The sequence below is a fragment of the Mucilaginibacter segetis genome (assembly GCF_016522075.1).
In the GTDB taxonomy this organism is placed as follows: Bacteria; Bacteroidota; Bacteroidia; order Sphingobacteriales; family Sphingobacteriaceae; genus Mucilaginibacter; species Mucilaginibacter segetis.
This window is the reverse complement of the sequence record NZ_JAEHFW010000003.1, coordinates 519,105-535,982: the sequence shown is the minus strand read 5'-3', so window position 1 is coordinate 535,982 and position 16,878 is coordinate 519,105. Positions and strand designations below refer to the sequence as shown.

Below are 16,878 nucleotides of genomic sequence, written 5' to 3'. Positions count from 1 at the left end.
AAATTTATTTATCTTTTGTTTTCGTCGTTTGTTTCTCTCTGCCATAATTCCAGGGGCAATGCATACACCTGTTTTTACAACAATAACCGCGTTTAAGGTGATATTCTTTTGTGAACACCAAATTACCATCGGGGTTAATGTAATAGTCAACGTTTTCCTTTTGCATCAGTTAAGCAGTTTTACAAAAATCTCATCCTTAAAATACTCCTTTAAGTGCGCCCCGTTTCCGTGCAGCGTCCATATTTGCTTAGGTTGAGTCTTACTTATGGTGTAAATAATATCGTTCCAGTCGGCGTGGTCAGATATAAACAGTGTATCGTTTGCATTTACCTGCAGATTTTTCCATCCTGAAGCAAATAAACGCTTTACTCCGGTTGCCCTTATATAACTATCGAACGTAAAAGGCGGCACTATGTAAACAAATTCCTGCTGCGTTTTCATGAGCTTACGGCTGTATATCTGATGGTTACCCAGGTTGAACCCCAGTTTTTGATAAACGGCAATAATGGGCATTATACGATGGTGTACCAAGATCTGTTTTTGCGGGGCAAAATCGTTAATCAGCCTGATAAGGCGCTGGCTTTTACCGAGGGCGTAAGCACCAAGCAGAATATTGAGCTTGATATCATTAAGCTTTTTTATTTCCTGTTCGGGGTCGGGGTGTAACACTTTCGGATCGGCAAATGTACTTTCAGTGATCAGTACATCCGCTTTAACAAATTCCACCGGCTCACAGGTGGCATCCGGCTGTAACTTATAATCGCCTGTGTAAAGGTATCTCACGCCTTCATATTCCATTAATACCTGTGCTGAACCGGGTATATGCCCTGCCGGTATAAAGGTAATTTGAACACCGTTTATATTGAATGGATGATGATAGCCCGTAGCCATTGTGCTATCCGCCATGTTTTTACCATATCTTAACAACATAAACTCGAGTGTAGCCTGTGTGGCATATACCATTTTATGACCGCTTTTGGCATGATCTGCATGGGCATGAGTTATTACCGCGTTATTTACCGGCTGCTGCGGGTCCAGATAAAAATCGCCGTATTTGCAATACAAGCCATTTTCATTAAAAAAAACAAAATCCTCGATTATCATTTACTTTGTTGCGAGCGCCAGGTAACGCTTGTGCAATTTTAACACCTGGGGTATTACCAGTTGTGTATCATCATTTATTATCACATCATCCGCCATATCAAGCTTTTGGGCTTCGGTAAATTGGCGATCATTACGTTTATTGGCTTCGTCAAAGGTGATGCCGTCGCGGGCAATCACACGTTGCAGGCGCACATTCAGCGGTGCCGATACCATCAGCGAGCGATCGCACATTTTATAGGAATCACTTTCAAACAATAAGGCTGCTTCCTTTAAAACGTAAGGCGTGTGGTTATCGCCATCAAATTTTTTAGCCCAGGCATCAAAAGCACGAAAAACCGCCGGATGCACCAGCGTATTCAATTTAACCAGCTGGTCGCTATTATTAAATACTATGGCTGCGATGTGTTTGCGATTAAGGCTGCCGTCCTCAAAATAAGATTCGCTCCCAAAAGCTGCCTTTATCTGTTCTATTAATAAACCATCGGTACTCATTAATTCTTTAGCCTGATCGTCGGCATAAAAAACAGGTATCCCCAAAACTTCGAAGATCTTACAAACCGTTGTTTTACCGCTGCCAATGTTACCCGTTATCCCTACTTTTAACATTATTTTTTAACTATAAAATCAATATTACGGGGCTCTACTTTCACAATTTTACTGTATGAGGGGATATGGGTAAGCTTTACAGGTAACACGCTATAGCCACCCAGTTTCCATTTATCCAGATCGGCAACTGCCTCAAATACATCCTCGTTGGTATCCGGATATTTTGTTAATGAGGTAGTAAACGTTACTTTAACCTTCTGTGGAAAGATCTTTACATCATAGTAATTGTGATTATTGATCAGTTTTACGGGTATTTCCAGAGTTTTCTCGGTAAACTCATCCACCGGGATATTCACCATTACACTTTTTGGCAATACTTCTAAATTACCCTCAGTAGATGGTCTTAATTTAACCCTTGCATTATAACTTTCGTTAAGGCCGTTTAATACTACAGAGTCGGTTTCCCAGGAATCTATCTTACTTAATATCTCTGCCGGGCCACTAATGGTAACAAAAGCCGGTTTAATACTCACCGGGGCCGATTGCGCAAATTGTTTTTGATATTTCAGCAAGGTAATTAACTTAACAGGTACTTTTTTTACCCGTCGACTTGAAAAGTCGAAAAATAAGGTATCCGGATTTACGGCAATTATCTCGTTGTTTATTTGCTTCTTAAAATTGATCTGTTTTAGCTGCGATGACAAAACTACATAGTTGCGGTTTTCAAGTGTATGCAAATCAACCTCGATCACCTTTTTATCATCATTCATTCTTGAAAAAAGCATTTGCCAGCCACTGCCCTGAACTATAGTGTTAACCGTATCGGACTGCAAGGGATGAAAAGCCCTTTTTTGAGGAGCATTCTTAAAGCTGATTATCTGTTTAACGGTAAACTTATACGGGTTGGATAACGCCGTAAAAACCCAGGCTAATATGGCTACCACCAGGCAAGTAATAAACGCCGAAAGGCGCCTGCGCTCGATTGCTGATAATTTTATTATTGCCATTGGTATTGCCTTTACCTGCTAAAGGTAGAGTTTTAATTTTATTAGCTGAAAATGCAAAAGCGAAAGGAAAGGCATCCGTTAACAGATTACCAATGCCTTTCGCCTTATTAAATGTTGATGTTTATTATTTGGCAGCAGCAGCCGGCGCATTAAGCGCTTTTGAGGCTTCTAATGAAACTGCCGACTTATCAAAACGGATACGGGCACCGTTTTCAACCTCTACTAAAAAGGTAGTATCGGCAACTTCGTATATTTTACCATGTATACCGGCTGTGGTAACTATTTTGTCGCCCTTTTTCAGTTCCTGTACGTATTTTTTTTGATCTTTTTGCTTTTTAACCTGCGGGCGTATCATAAAGAAATAAAAAACTACAGCAATTAACCCGAACATGATCAATTGTTGTACACCAAGGCCTCCGCCGCCCGCTTGTAATAAAATAGTTGCTATCATTTTTAAAATTTAATTTTTAGTTTGCTGTTAATACTTCGCCAATTAAATGCACCCGGTTTTCTGCCGGATTGGTGTTGGCGGTTATTAATATCTGTTTATCCTGCAAACCCATTTTTGAAGTACTGTCGAAAGTAACTTTTATGGTTGCAGTTTCGCCTGGCTTAACAGGGGTTTTTGGCCATTCAGGCACGGTACAGCCGCAAGAAGCAACAGCGTTTTTAATAATCAACGGCGATTTTCCCGTGTTTGTGAATTTAAAACCATAGGTAACCTTTTCGCCACGCTTAATTTTACCAAAATCGTGCGTCTCTTTTTCAAATGTCATTACAGGCGCATTAGTGGCACTTACATTTCCGCTATCGGCGGCTACCGCGTTAGTTGAGTCGGCTTTGTTGGTATTTGTACCGCCGGCCTGGTTGCAGGCTGTAAAAAACAAGCCAGCAACTACTGTGCATAAAAACAACTTTTTCATTTTTATATTTATTCTATTAATCCTCTGCCTATTTTTCTAATCTTATTATCGGCTTTAAGTTCAAATAAAATCTTGTCTAAGATACCGTTTATAAATGAATTACTTTTAGGCGTACTAAACTCCTTAGATATCTCCAGATATTCGTTTATAGTTACCTTCACCGGAATTGAGCTAAAATTAATAAATTCTACAATAGCCATCTTCATTAATAAAGTATCCATCATGGCAATGCGGTCGGGTTCCCAGTTCTGTGTTTTTTCGGCAATAAGCTCCTGATACGGATCATTGTAACGAATGCTTTGTTCAAACAGGTTTATAATAAACTCCCTGTCTTCCACCCAGTTGCCACTTACCTCGGCTAAATGGTTTTGCTTCGGTTCATCATTTGAAAAGTTTTTAAACGTTTTCGCTATCAAAGCCTGCAGCACCTCCTTATCAACCGGCCAGTAAATAAATTTATCTTCAAAAACCTGCTCTGCAAGTGATGACTTAAGTATTACCTTTTTAAATATGAATTTAATGATGTCCTTATCGGTATGCAGCGTATCATCCTTTTTTTCGAGATAGGCAACATACTCCGGCGATTTTTTCAGGGTTATAAATAATGACTTTGCCAGTTCGGGATCAAAAGACCAGGAAACCTTATATTTTTTTAACGCCGCTAAGTAATCTTTATTTTGATTGAGGGAAGTAATAAACCTGTTGGTTAATAATTTAACATCAGCGTTCAGATCTTCGGCCGTGGGTAAGTGCTTATTTGCACGTTCCTGGGCGTCTATGCCGGTGTATTCAACTACTTCGTTGATCAACGAAAGCATCCATATATACATCTCAAACACTTCATCTATGCTGTTGAGCAACTGCTTCTCGTGATGCTTGATATCTTTTGTAACTGACTGGTGAAACGCGTAAAGCGATTGTAACACTTTTACCCTAAGGTGCCTTCTGTTTAACATGTTGGTAAGAACGATTATCGGGTTTACCACCCGCTTTATAAATTATTAATAGGTTGATTTTACTTTCTTAATATCAGCAATACGTTTTTCGGCTATTTTGTTTGCCGAATCAATGGTAGAAATATTTTCGGCTTTAGAGAGCTTTAAAACATTCAAGGTTGCTTCGTAAATATTTTCGGTAAGCTGCAGGGTACGCTTTTTACTGAAACCCATTAACTCCGAATAGCAGTTAATTATACCGCCGGCGTTTATTACGTAATCCGGCGCAAATAATATTCCCCTCTCCAACAGCATTTGACCGTGCACCTTTTCGTCCTGCAACTGGTTATTGGCCGAACCGGCAATAATACGGCATTGCAGTTTATTAATGGTTTGGGTATTTATAGTTGCTCCCAACGCGCAAGGTGAATAAATGTCAGCGTTAATGTCAAATATGGTATTATTAGATACCGCTTCAGCACCGTATTTTTTTGACACCTGCCTTGTACGTTCACCATTAATATCGCTTACATAAACCTTTGCGTTCTCGTCCCGGAGCAGTTTAACCAGATTCTCGCCTACATGGCCAATACCCTGTACAATAACCGTTTTTCCGGTAATGCTATCATTACCATACAATTCCTTTACGGAGGCTTTAATACCCATGTATACCCCCATTGCGGTTATTGGCGAAGGATCGCCGCTGCCTCCAATAGTTTCGGGTACGCCGGTAACATGCTCCGTCTCCATACGGATGTATTCCATATCGCGCGGATTGGTACCTACATCCTCTGCTGTAATAAATTCTCCGTTAAGATTTTTAATAAAGCGGCCAAACTTACGCATCAGGGCTTCTGTCTTGTCTTGGCGTGAGTCGCCGATGATAACCGCCTTACCGCCCCCCAGGTTAAGCCCGGCGATCGACGATTTATACGTCATGCTTTTAGAAAGACGGAGAACATCATGCAAGGCCTCTTTTTCGGTCTTATAAGCCCACATCCGTGTACCGCCTAAAGCCGGCCCTAAAGTAGTATCATGTATAGCAATTATTGCTTTGAGACCGCTATCCGGGTCGCTGCAAAAAACTATCTTTTTATGACCGTAGGTATCAAGCTGATTAAAAATACTATCTGTTGTTTGTTGAGACTGCATCAGGAAGCGGAAAAGTGTAAATGTTTCGGCACTACAAAAGTAGATGTTTTTTTGGTTGCTACAAAGGTATTTGCTTAATAGTTACCCGGTAATAATCATAAGCGCCTTTGTTATGACATTTAAATGTAACTCCCTTCCTTTGTATTGTAAATATCATTGCCGTATTTTTGGCTTTATATTTCTGCTCATTTTTACCCATGAAAGAACTCGCATACCTTAATAAATTTTTTTTAAAATACCGTTGGAGGCTTGTTCCGGGTGTGCTGTTCGTTATCATATCCAACATATTCGCTGTACTGCCTGCCCAGGTTATACGTGTAGCTTTTGACCTGGTAACTGAAAACATTGGTGTTTTCCAACTATTTGCCGGGTTTAACAGGCAAAGTATTATTTATGATATTTTTGGCTCCAGCCTGATGTTGTTTGGGATACTGGTTTTAATACTGGCACTGTTACGCGGATTATTCTTGTTTTTTATGCGGCAAACCATCATTCTGATGTCGCGGCATATTGAGTTCGACCTTAAGAATGAGATCTATAATCACTATCAACAACTTTCTCTCGCATTTTACCGCAGGCACAATACCGGTGATCTGATGAACCGTGTAACAGAAGATGTAAGCAGGGTGCGCATGTACCTGGGGCCCGGTATAATGTATACCATTAACACGGTTATTCTTTTTATACTGGTGATATATGCCATGCTGAGGGTTAACGTAACATTGGCGATTTTTTCGGTATTGCCATTACCCATACTGGCGGTAATAATTTTTTACGTTAACGATGTCATCAATTTCCGCAGCGAGCAGATACAACAACGGTTATCTATACTTTCCAGCTTTGTTCAGGAGAATTTTTCGGGTATCAGGGTCATCAAATCATACGTACGTGAAAAGTTTGTACGTAAAACGTTTGCGGACGAAAGCGAAACTTATAAGGGCCATTCCATGGCAATGGTAAAGGTGCAGGCCATGTTTTATCCGCTAATGTTATTACTGGTGGGTTTAAGCAACGTTATTACCATGTATATTGGAGGCATTGAAGTAATGAAGGGTAACATTACCCCCGGTAATATAGCCGAATTTATTGTTTACCTTAACATGCTTACTTTCCCGGTTATTGCCCTGGGTTGGGTAACATCACTTATACAGCGGGCGGCAGCATCGCAAAAGCGGATCAACGAGTTTTTACATCAAAAATCAGAGATCATTTCTCCTGCGGCGCCTGCACAAACCATTGCCGGTAAAATTGAATTTCGTGACATATCTTTCATTTATCCGGATACAGGCATTAAAGCACTTAAAAACGTTTCCTTTACTGCAAACCCGGGTCAAATGATTGCTATAATCGGCCGTACAGGCTCGGGTAAATCTACCGTAGCTAATTTAATATTACGCATGTATGATACCGTAACAGGACAAATATTAATTGATGGCACCCCGGTTGATCAACTCAATTTGGATGATTATCGCTCTCAGATAGGTTTTGTAGCGCAGGAGGTATTCCTTTTTTCAGATACGATATCACGTAATATTGCCTTTAGTGCTGATGTAATGGATATGCCCAAGGTTGAACAGGCGGCCAAAAACGCGGCGGTTTATAACAATATTATGGAGTTGGAAAATGGCTTTGATACGCTTATAGGCGAACGCGGTGTAACACTATCCGGCGGGCAAAAACAAAGGGTTAGTATAGCCAGGGCTATTGTTAAGCAGCCACAGGTGCTTATTTTTGACGACTGCCTTTCGGCTGTTGATACCCGCACGGAAGAGGAAATATTAAATAACCTTGGAAATATTATGCAGGGGAAAACAAGTATTATAATTTCGCACCGTATTTCCACCATAAAAAATGCTGACAAAATACTGGTAATGGATAATGGTGAAATTGTTGAACAAGGCACCCATAACCAACTTTTAAATTTAAAGAGTGCCTATTTTGAACTCTACGAAAAACAATTACTGGAAGAAGAGGAGAGCGTATAAAGGTGGCTAAGCGGCATATATCAACCATAAAGAAAAAGTGTAATTAAATTATAATTAACACTTAACATTTAAAAAAATCTTTATATTTATGCCAACCAAAACTATTACGATAAAAAAAACTATATGGGAGATTTTGACAACAGAGAGCGTGAAGAGGTTTACTCAAAGAAGGTTAGAGCAGGGAAGCGGACTTATTTTTTTGATGTAAAAGCCACAAGATCAAACGATTATTATGTAACTATTACCGAAAGTAAAAAGCGTTTGGAAGACGGTGTATTTATTAAACACAAAATATTTTTGTATAAAGAAGATTTTGAAAAGTTTGCCGAAGGATTGAAAGACACCGTTGACTATATTAAAGAACACCAGGAAGTAGTTGAAAAACGCTACGAATTTTCTGAAGCACCGGCGGTAGCCAAAGCTGATGAAGATTTTACTTTTTAAAGAAATTTATAAAACTGAATATATCCCCCACCTTAACCGGCGGGGGATTTTTTATTAATGGCCCATAAGCGCGGCTAAACCGAGGCCCCCTATTAACATAGTTATAAAAAACAGCGCATATAATATGATTATTACTATTGTAGTAATTCCCCATAGCTTAAAAAACGATTTAAGTTTTACAAAAGCGGAGTTAGCTTTTTCGGCATCATTATATGATATACCATCTTTTATACGACTGCCAAACTGATACAGATAAAGCGAAAAAAAGAAATTAAATATGGCTATGAGGATATAAAAAACGGTCATAAAACCTCCCATACCAGCACCATAAGGCATTCCAGAATTTGGCATACTTCCCATTTTTGAGAATATGGCACCTATAAATAATGATAATAACAGTATAAAACCCGTCATTACAAAACCAACAATCCCTAAAAAGTTAGCCCATTTACCGGCTTGTTGTAAATAATACTGAGATTCGTTGGTTAAAAGCATACCCTTCTCAGCTTCGGGCTGCGTAAATTCTTCGTTAATTTCCATTGTTTGGTTTAAGTTTTAATTTCCATAAAGATAAAAACTATTAAAAATCAAACAACAATTTTTAAAGTAAAACACCCTGCATTATAATAACGGCTATTGTAAAATAGATGATAAGGCCGGTAACATCAACCAATGTTGCCACAAAAGGTGCAGATGATGTAGCCGGGTCGGCCCCTAATTTTTTAAGTAACAGCGGTAGCATTGAACCGGCTAACGAGCCCCATAGCACAACTCCTACTAAAGAAAACCCTATAGTTAGCCCTAACAGTGGCCAATGCGGCCCATACAATGTACTAAACATGCTAAATACTGCAATACGGAAAAATCCTATTAGTCCGAGTGTTACCCCCAGCATAAGGCCTGATATAATTTCGCGGCGCATAACCCGCCACCAGTCGGCAATGGTAACTTCGCCTAAGGCCATAGCTTGTATTATTAATGTTGATGCCTGTGAACCGCTGTTACCCCCGCTGGAGATAATCAATGGAATAAACAATGCTAATACAACGGCCTTTTCAATAGCGTGCTCAAAAAAGCCCATAGCGGTAGCTGTAAGCATTTCGCCCAAAAATAAGATAATAAGCCACCCTACCCGCTTTTTTACCAGCCTGAAAAGGTTGATATCCAGGTAAGGTTCGTCTAAAGCCTCGGTACCCCCTATTTTCTGGATGTCCTCGGTGTACTCTTCGTTAGCTATCCATAAAATATCATCAACAGTAACAATGCCCAGCAGTATATCGTCATCATCGGTAACAGGCAGCGCGGTACGGTTATTCATCCTGAAAACATTAATGGCTTCTTCCTGCGGACTTGCCGCGCTAAGCGCTATCAGCCGGCCATCCATCAGGTCTCTTACCTTTGTTTCGGGTGTTACCAATAATATATCGCGTATGCGTATATCATCTAACAATACACCATTTTCGTCTATCACATAAATTACATCAATGGTTTCCGAGTTTTTGCCGTAGCGGCGTATGTGCGATAATACCCGGTTAACATCCCAGTTCTTTTTAACGGCAACATAGTCGGGGGTCATCATACGCCCTACGCTGTATTCGTCGTATCCAAGTAATGACAGGGCTTCCTTACGGTCGGCAGGTGAAAGGTGTAATATCAGTGTTTTAACCGCGTCACCATGCAATTCGCTAAAAAAAGCGGTACGGTCATCGGGTGGTAACTCAACAATAATATCGCTTACCCTTTGGCCTGAAAGTTTTTTTAAAATACGCTCCTGAGTAGGAAAATCCAGTATCCGGAACACATTAACGGCCCTGTTAAGTGACAGGGTTTCTATAAACAGCGGACCGTGCTCGGGAAATTCATCAATAAGGTGTTCAACGTCAGATATGTTAAGGTTGTTCAAATAATCCTGTAGTTGTACGGTGTCTTCCTGTTCCAATAACAATTCTATTTGCTCAACCATTTCTTCCATAAAATATAACGTTTTTACATGTGAGTAATATGCTGCATAGCGTAGTAACGCTGGCAAAAGTCGTTTATTTTTTCAAAAGATAAGGTAGTTTTTTCTGTTATCTTTGCGGCTTTAAAAAGAGGCAGCAATATAGGAGCCAGGAACAAAACGCTCTTTTTGACTTCTGTTTCCGGGTTCGTGATTCAAAAAAATAAAAAAAATGGGTTTACAATGTGGTATAGTTGGTTTACCGAATGTAGGTAAGTCGACACTTTTTAACTGTTTATCAAATGCTAAGGCACAGGCTGCCAATTTTCCGTTCTGTACTATTGAGCCAAATGTAGGCGTAATTACTGTTCCGGATGAGCGGCTGACCAAGCTTACAGAGATCGTTAATCCGAAAAACGTGGTGCCTAACGTTATTGAGATAGTAGATATTGCGGGCCTTGTTAAAGGTGCCAGCAAAGGCGAAGGTTTGGGTAATCAGTTTTTAGCTAACATCCGCGCTACCAACGCCATATTGCATGTTCTGCGTTGTTTTGATAACGATAATGTGATTCACGTTGATGGCTCGGTTAACCCTATACGCGATAAAGAAATCATTGATACCGAATTACAGTTAAAGGATCTGGATTCGATAGAAAAGAAGATCCAGAAGGTTGAAAAAATGGCCAAAACGGGCGGCGATAAAGAAGCTAAAAAAACATATGATGTACTGACCATATACCGTAATCATTTGTTGGAAGGGAAATCTGCCCGTACTGCACCCGTAGCAGAAGAAGATAAGGAATACATTGAAGATATATGGCTGCTTACCGCTAAACCTGTAATGTATGTATGCAATGTTGATGAAGCATCAGTTATTACAGGAAACGATTACGTAGAAAAAGTTAGAGCAGTAGCTAAGGAAGAAGGCGCCGAAGTACTGGTTATATCTGCGCAGATAGAATCAGAGATCGCTCAATTAGAGACTTATGAAGAACGTCAGGAGTTTCTGAATGATCTGGGGTTAACGGAGTCGGGCGTTAATAAACTTATAAAAGCAGCTTACAAGTTACTTAACCTGGCCACTTACTTTACCGCGGGTGTACAGGAAGTGCGCGCATGGACCATCACTAAAGGTTTTACCGCACCACAGGCTGCAGGTGTTATACATACTGATTTTGAAAAAGGATTTATACGTGCGGAGGTTATAAAGTATGAGGACTTTGTACATTTTAACGGCTCGGAAGCGGCAATAAAAGAGAACGGCAAATTGGGTATAGAAGGTAAAACCTATGTGGTGGAAGACGGAGATATTATGCACTTCAGGTTTAATGTATAACACATTATTATTTACCGGGAGTTAGGATCACCTAACTCCCGGTATTTATATCTGCTATATTACGTTGGCTGTCATTTTTGATGAATCTCTTATATTCAGTTCGGTTTTTAAAACAATAGCCTGTGGCTCTTTGCCGTTAACTGATGAGTTAAGTTTATTCAACAAAACGGTGATCACTTTGTCGGCTATTTCCTCTATTGGCTGAGCGATGGCCGTTACCGACGGCGAGAAAAGCTGAAACACGTCATAATCATCAAAAGATACTACCGCGAGATCTTCCGGCACTTTGATACCCATGCTGTTTATAACCTTTAATCCGCATGTGCCAACGTGATTGGTGCCAAAAATAACCGCGTCAAGCTCTTTATGTTTTTTAAGGAAGGTAGTAATAGGCTTTATAATAAACTCTTCGTTCTGATTAAATACTATTTCCTGTATTATTGGTTTAAGTCCGCTTTCTTTTAAGGCATCCTTATAACCTTTCATACGAGCCGTCATTTGTGTTTGTGAGGAAGAGAACGTAACGAAGCCTATATTTTTGTAACCTTGCTGTATTAAATGGCGGGCAGCATTATAAGTGCTGTATAAATTATCTATCTCCACATAATCCGTTAATACATTGGGTAAGTGCCTGTCAAATAAAACAACCGGCATTCCATCTTTTAACAATTCGTCAATATCACCTTCAATACCCTCCGGCGGGGCAATAATATAACCATCAACATGCCTGTCCCTGAACATATTAATAAGCTCCTGCGTTTTCAGGGTATCGTTATCGGTACTGCAATAAATTATCTTATATCCATTTTTATAGGCGCGGTCTTCAATCAGTCTCGCTATGCTCGCGAAGAAAGGATTGGAAATATCTTCAACCATCAAACCGATAATATTTGACTTACCGGTGCGCAGGCTTTTGGCCAGCGAATTTGGTTTATAACCAACCTCATCTACAAACTTCTGTACTCGTTCAACTAATTCTTTCCCTATCCGCTTTTCCTGTGCGCGACCGTTAAGAATGAAAGAAACAGTAGTTTTAGATACGTTTAAATGATTGGCTATATCAACTATCGATAATTTTTTCACTTGCTATGTAATAACATCAAATATAAAATAATATTTGGAACTAAGGTGTTATTTTAACACTATTAAATCGATTTACTGCTAATGTCAGAAACACGAAAGATAGTATTACAATATCTATGCTGCCATATTTTTATTGAAATGTTTATAGGTATATCCAAATAAAAATATCACTACATAGCATATTATGGGCAAATAATAAGAAGTAGCAACATTATGGTTGGCGATGAGGCCCATCAACGGAGGAAAGATGCCACCGCCTACTACGCCCATTACGATGAATGAAGAAGCTTGTTGCGTTTGCTTGCCCAGATTTTTTAACCCTAAACTGAATATGGTAGGAAACATAATACTAAAGAAAAAATTAATAAAAAGCAGCCCTATAAATGACACCCAGCCAAAACCCTGCGCTACTATTACACACATAATTACGTTACACAATGCAAAGGTGGCCAGCAGCTTGTTAGGTGCTATGTAACGCATTAAAAAGGTTCCTGCAAATCGCCCTATCATCATCATTACCATACTGAGCGAAAAAAAGTAGCCGGCTTTTTCGTCGCTAAAATGCATCACATCATGCCCGTAGTTGATAAAGTAGGCCCAGGTACCACCCTGCGCCGCAACATTAAAGAGCTGAGCAATTGCTGCAAATACAAAGTGTTTATGCTGAAAAAGCTTTTTATCTACATGATCTTCGGGAGGTACGGCGTATGCGTCGGTAGCTATCACGTGCGGATCAGCTAACGAGGGAATCTTAACAAATGAAAAGGCAATCCCTATAAGCGCTATTACCGAACCGATAACAATATACAAATGCTTTACCGATACCAGATCGTTAGAGTGCGCCTGCCCGGCTTTTAAAATAAAATAACTGCCTATAGCAGGGCCGATAACGCCGCCTAAGCCATTGAAAGACTGTGAGAAGTTGATACGCTGGTCGCTGGTACGCTGATCGCCTAAGGAGGCTACAAAAGGGTGAGCTACGGTCTCTAATGTTGCCAGGCCACATGCCAAAACAAATAAAGCTATCCGGAAAAAATTAAACGATTCAGCGTCAGCTGCGGGTATAAATAAGAAGGCGCCAAAAGCGTATAGGAACAAGCCAAGCAAAACCCCTTTTTTATAGCCGAATTTTTTCATGAACAAGCCCGCCGGAATACCCATTACTGCATATGCGCCAAACATGGAAAATTGCACTAAACCTGAACGTGATTTGGAAATATGCAACACATTCTGAAAATGCCTGTTCAATACATCGCCGAGGGTAAGTGCTACTCCCCATAAAAAGAACAATGAGGTTACAAACAATAGCACTACCAGATACCTTTGTTCCGTAAATTTAGGTTTAGCATCCATTAATGAGGGGTTTATGTCTGGTTAATATTGGTTCAGTAAATTAACACAAAACTTTAATGCTAACAAATACCGCCATCAGTTTTTAGCTAAAGGATCGTTATATGGCTGCACCAATAATTTTATCCCATCCTTACCTAACAATTGCTCATCAAATTCAATTTTTATGGTTTTTGATTCGCCTTTCATCAGGGAAAAATAATTGTCGCTCATAATAGCGGGAAGTATCTGTTCGCCTGTTCTTTTGTTAAGCGCCTGTACCCTTATAGCAAAAGCTGCCGCTTTAGATGATACCGGGTTGGCCACCTTTACCTCAATATAGTATTTCCCATTTTCCTTTTTTGCAGTAGATGATACTTTTAAGTTAACCTTAGGCAAATTGTTTATCGCGCTAAAATCGGTACGTTTATTACCGCGCCAGTAAAAGTTATCTGAAACAAGTTTACCTGCTGCATCTGTGAGCTTCAGTCGGATGAAATGAACATCGGTTAGGCCATTGCTTTTAGGCTGGCCACCGTATACTTCAAAATCCCAAAGAGAATATCCCCATCCCGAACCGCGCTTTTGACCCAACATACGTACATATCGTGCTTTAACCTCATCAAAAATAATTTGCTGTACACCTACATGGCCTTCGCTGCCGCTGTAAACATCTTTCCATTGTTTGGCATCGTCAGATACCTGAATCTTAAATTCTTTACCAAAGGCCTCTTCCCAGTTCAGTTTAACACCGTTCACGGTTTGTTCCGTTTCCAGGTCGATGTATATCCATTCGTTATCATCGGAATTACTTGCCCAGCGACTACCGGAGTTACCATCAGTTACCAATGAAGGCTCGCCATTAGTTGTAGATGATGCAAACGCGGGCTTGCCTTTTGCCAAATTTTCGTGCTCCTCCTCAAAAGCTATGGTGAAACAATTTAACGCGGTGTTTGACAATGCGTCGATATTATTTTTTGATGTGCTATACTGCTTTACCAGGCTGCCATCGCTATTATAAACCTCGGCGGATGCGGTTAGGCCGCCTACATCGTTACGTGTGGTATTGATAACTTTAACCGAGTTATCTACCGGATTCCATTGAATATGAACAGGCTCGCAAGCTTTTTTTGCCCCCCAGTAAGCACCTGTTAAATCATAATAGTAATCATAAGTTTGCCAAACCAGTGACGGGTAAGCCGACTGGCTCATCCATGTCATGATACCGGAAGCATCTTCCCAAATATTATCCTCCCAGCCTTCGTACATCGCTTTATTGGTTTCGATGTTCAATAATTGCGCTTTGCGGCAATAGTCGGCAATACCGGTAGGCTTGCCATAGCGTTTGGTAATGGCCTCGTCGTATCTGTCGGGTCCGGCGTTAGCTGCGGAGGGTCCGAAAAAGTGCTTGTTCCACATTTCGTTGCGCGGCCACAATTTATCTTCGGGTATGAATTTCTTTAGACTTTCCAGATTGGTAAACACCGGTGTGCCTATCTCGCTGCGCAGCCCCCAGCCCCGGTTACCCCCAAAACCGTTAGGATATTGGGTAAAGTACCAGCGCGGATCAAAATTTGTCCAGGGCCCGCTGCCTGTTAAATTACCGGCATGGGAGTTAGGCTGATAGTACCTGTCGTTACCGTCATAAGTGCTGATGTCCTCGCGTAACCAGCCATTTATAGGCGGCATGGGATCTCCTTCGTTATCGCCACACCAAATTGCAATGGAAGGGTGATTACGGAACCTCTTTATTTTTTCAACTGCGTTTTCGTTAAAATTATTTACATCATCCGGCAGGTTAGGGATGGAATTGAGCCAAAAATCATCCCATACCATTATCCCGTATTTATCGCAGGCATCATAAAACTCCTCATCGGTAGTGGAGCCTATCCAATTACGGATGATGTTAAAGTTCATTTCTTTATGAAAACGCACTTTGGTATCGTATTCATTACCCTTGCAACGTAACATATACTCCGACATGCCCCAATTGCCCCCTTTCAGGAATATTTTAGTGCCGTTAACAGATACATGCAAAACATTGCCCACCGTATCGTAACTATACCTTTTGATACCGAATTTTATTTCTTTGGTATCGGCAACCTCATCGCCCAGTTTAACACTCAGTTTACAGGTATACAAATTAGGATCGCCGTAACCGTTAGGCCACCATAATTTGGGGCCATTAATAATAAGCTGTTTAAACCTTTTGCTATCCAGCTTAACATCGGCAGTACTGTTACCGCCCACAAATATTTTTTGTGAAAAGCTGATGTTACCCGGATTAATTATACCGGTTATTGTACCCGACTGAAACACCGCTGAGCTATTCTTAACTTTTACATCAACCGATACATCTGCACGTGCATTTGTAGGTAGTTGGGTGCGTATCCATGGATCATGCATGGTTAGGGTTCCGGTATTACTTAGATACACATCGTCAGTTATCCCCATATTTAAACCAGGGACGTAAGGCATCCAATCCCAGCTTGCACTGGGGATATAGGTGGGACTGGCATAATTTACCAGAGGGGTTTTAGGGCAGTAAACTAATACTGCTAATATGTTACTCCCACTTTTATTTAATAAAGCGGTAATATCATACTGCCCGCGCTGCATAAATCCATTAAGGCTGCCTATTTGCTTGCCATTCAGGTATATTTCTGCTTTACGGTTAATGCCTTTAAAATTTAACCATATCTTTTCTTTGTTAAAATTATCCGGTACGCTAAATTCGGTACGGTACCAAAAATTCCTGTCGTATTTTTTTTTGTCGACCTGGTATATATTATCTCCAAAATTGGGATCTTTTTCTAACCCATCGGCAACGTATGATGCGAATACTGTACCCGGCACTACTGCTTTTACCCAGTTTTTTGTAGCGTAACCGGCCTTATACATATTTGCGCTATCGGCACCTAGGTCCGCCTGGGCTTTTACCTTCCATATCACTTTATTATTGCCGTTGTTGAGATAATAAACACCGGTTTGCGCTGATACGCTTATTTGCAGGCAAAATAATAACAGCACTAAGCATCCCGCCTTTTTAAGAGAATAGAATTCAGATATCATGTATTTCCAGATCGTTTATATAT

At 40.4% G+C, this 16,878-nt stretch carries 16 protein-coding genes; 3 read left to right on the top strand and 13 right to left on the bottom strand.

The genetic code is table 11. The features are described from left to right. Window positions 1-4: 4 nt before the first annotated feature. The 8 genes from I5M19_RS16100 to I5M19_RS16065 all read right to left on the bottom strand — a co-directional run bounded on the left by I5M19_RS16100 (window position 5) and on the right by I5M19_RS16065 (window position 5,667). A complete protein-coding gene (locus I5M19_RS16100) occupies window positions 5-166 on the bottom strand; it encodes a DUF5522 domain-containing protein (RefSeq protein ID WP_200067382.1) in 162 nt (53 codons plus the stop codon). Then, complete coding sequence (locus I5M19_RS16095) at window positions 166-1,104, bottom strand: MBL fold metallo-hydrolase (protein ID WP_200067381.1); 939 nt, start codon at window positions 1,102-1,104, stop codon at window positions 166-168. The genes I5M19_RS16100 and I5M19_RS16095 overlap by 1 nt, the downstream gene beginning before the upstream one ends. Then, entirely contained in the window at window positions 1,105-1,710 is a 606-nt protein-coding gene (gene coaE, locus I5M19_RS16090; protein WP_200067380.1) for a dephospho-CoA kinase, read from the bottom strand. It lies immediately after the preceding gene. Then, window positions 1,710-2,657 carry a CdaR family protein gene (locus I5M19_RS16085; RefSeq protein ID WP_200067379.1) on the bottom strand — a complete coding sequence of 316 codons (948 nt, stop codon included), beginning with the start codon at window positions 2,655-2,657 and terminating at the stop codon, window positions 1,710-1,712. The genes coaE and I5M19_RS16085 overlap by 1 nt, the downstream gene beginning before the upstream one ends. A gap of 124 nt (window positions 2,658-2,781) precedes the next feature. Then, window positions 2,782-3,108: a preprotein translocase subunit YajC gene (yajC, locus tag I5M19_RS16080; protein ID WP_200067378.1), complete on the bottom strand. Its 327-nt coding sequence runs from the start codon at window positions 3,106-3,108 to the stop codon at window positions 2,782-2,784. Window positions 3,109-3,124: 16 nt separating this feature from the next. Next, window positions 3,125-3,580 (bottom strand): DUF1573 domain-containing protein, encoded by a 456-nt coding sequence (locus tag I5M19_RS16075; RefSeq protein ID WP_200067377.1) that lies wholly within the window; start codon window positions 3,578-3,580, stop codon window positions 3,125-3,127. Between the two features lie 8 nt (window positions 3,581-3,588). After that, complete coding sequence (gene nusB / locus I5M19_RS16070) at window positions 3,589-4,536, bottom strand: transcription antitermination factor NusB (protein WP_200067376.1); 948 nt, start codon at window positions 4,534-4,536, stop codon at window positions 3,589-3,591. Window positions 4,537-4,581: 45 nt separating this feature from the next. Then, on the bottom strand, window positions 4,582-5,667 hold the full coding sequence (locus I5M19_RS16065; protein WP_200067375.1) for a Glu/Leu/Phe/Val family dehydrogenase: 1,086 nt from the start codon (window positions 5,665-5,667) through the stop codon (window positions 4,582-4,584). A 197-nt stretch (window positions 5,668-5,864) separates the two neighbouring features. Here I5M19_RS16065 and I5M19_RS16060 point away from each other — a divergent pair, with 197 nt between their 5' ends. Continuing rightward, window positions 5,865-7,652 (top strand): ABC transporter ATP-binding protein, encoded by a 1,788-nt coding sequence (locus I5M19_RS16060; protein WP_200067374.1) that lies wholly within the window; start codon window positions 5,865-5,867, stop codon window positions 7,650-7,652. Window positions 7,653-7,775: 123 nt separating this feature from the next. Continuing rightward, window positions 7,776-8,096 (top strand): DUF3276 family protein, encoded by a 321-nt coding sequence (locus I5M19_RS16055; protein WP_200067373.1) that lies wholly within the window; start codon window positions 7,776-7,778, stop codon window positions 8,094-8,096. Between the two features lie 54 nt (window positions 8,097-8,150). Here the strand turns inward: I5M19_RS16055 and I5M19_RS16050 are convergent, their stop codons facing one another. Together I5M19_RS16050 and mgtE are read right to left on the bottom strand one after the other, a co-directional pair. After that, the gene (locus tag I5M19_RS16050) at window positions 8,151-8,636 is read right to left on the bottom strand and encodes a DUF5362 family protein (RefSeq protein WP_200067372.1); all 486 of its coding nucleotides are present in this window, start codon (window positions 8,634-8,636) and stop codon (window positions 8,151-8,153) included. Window positions 8,637-8,697: 61 nt separating this feature from the next. Further along, window positions 8,698-10,068: a magnesium transporter gene (gene mgtE / locus I5M19_RS16045; protein WP_200067371.1), complete on the bottom strand. Its 1,371-nt coding sequence runs from the start codon at window positions 10,066-10,068 to the stop codon at window positions 8,698-8,700. 199 nt (window positions 10,069-10,267) lie between these two features. Here mgtE and ychF point away from each other — a divergent pair, with 199 nt between their 5' ends. Beyond that, window positions 10,268-11,371, top strand: a complete 1,104-nt coding sequence (gene ychF / locus I5M19_RS16040) for a redox-regulated ATPase YchF (RefSeq protein ID WP_200067370.1) — start codon at window positions 10,268-10,270, stop codon at window positions 11,369-11,371. Window positions 11,372-11,425: 54 nt separating this feature from the next. Here ychF and I5M19_RS16035 read toward each other — a convergent pair whose 3' ends face one another. The 3 genes from I5M19_RS16035 to I5M19_RS16025 all read right to left on the bottom strand — a co-directional run bounded on the left by I5M19_RS16035 (window position 11,426) and on the right by I5M19_RS16025 (window position 16,855). After that, a complete protein-coding gene (locus I5M19_RS16035) occupies window positions 11,426-12,454 on the bottom strand; it encodes a LacI family DNA-binding transcriptional regulator (protein ID WP_200067369.1) in 1,029 nt (342 codons plus the stop codon). A 114-nt stretch (window positions 12,455-12,568) separates the two neighbouring features. Next, the gene (gene fucP, locus I5M19_RS16030; RefSeq protein ID WP_200067368.1) at window positions 12,569-13,807 is read right to left on the bottom strand and encodes an L-fucose:H+ symporter permease; all 1,239 of its coding nucleotides are present in this window, start codon (window positions 13,805-13,807) and stop codon (window positions 12,569-12,571) included. Window positions 13,808-13,882: 75 nt separating this feature from the next. Beyond that, window positions 13,883-16,855 carry a discoidin domain-containing protein gene (locus I5M19_RS16025; RefSeq protein ID WP_200067367.1) on the bottom strand — a complete coding sequence of 991 codons (2,973 nt, stop codon included), beginning with the start codon at window positions 16,853-16,855 and terminating at the stop codon, window positions 13,883-13,885. Window positions 16,856-16,878 lie beyond the last annotated feature (23 nt).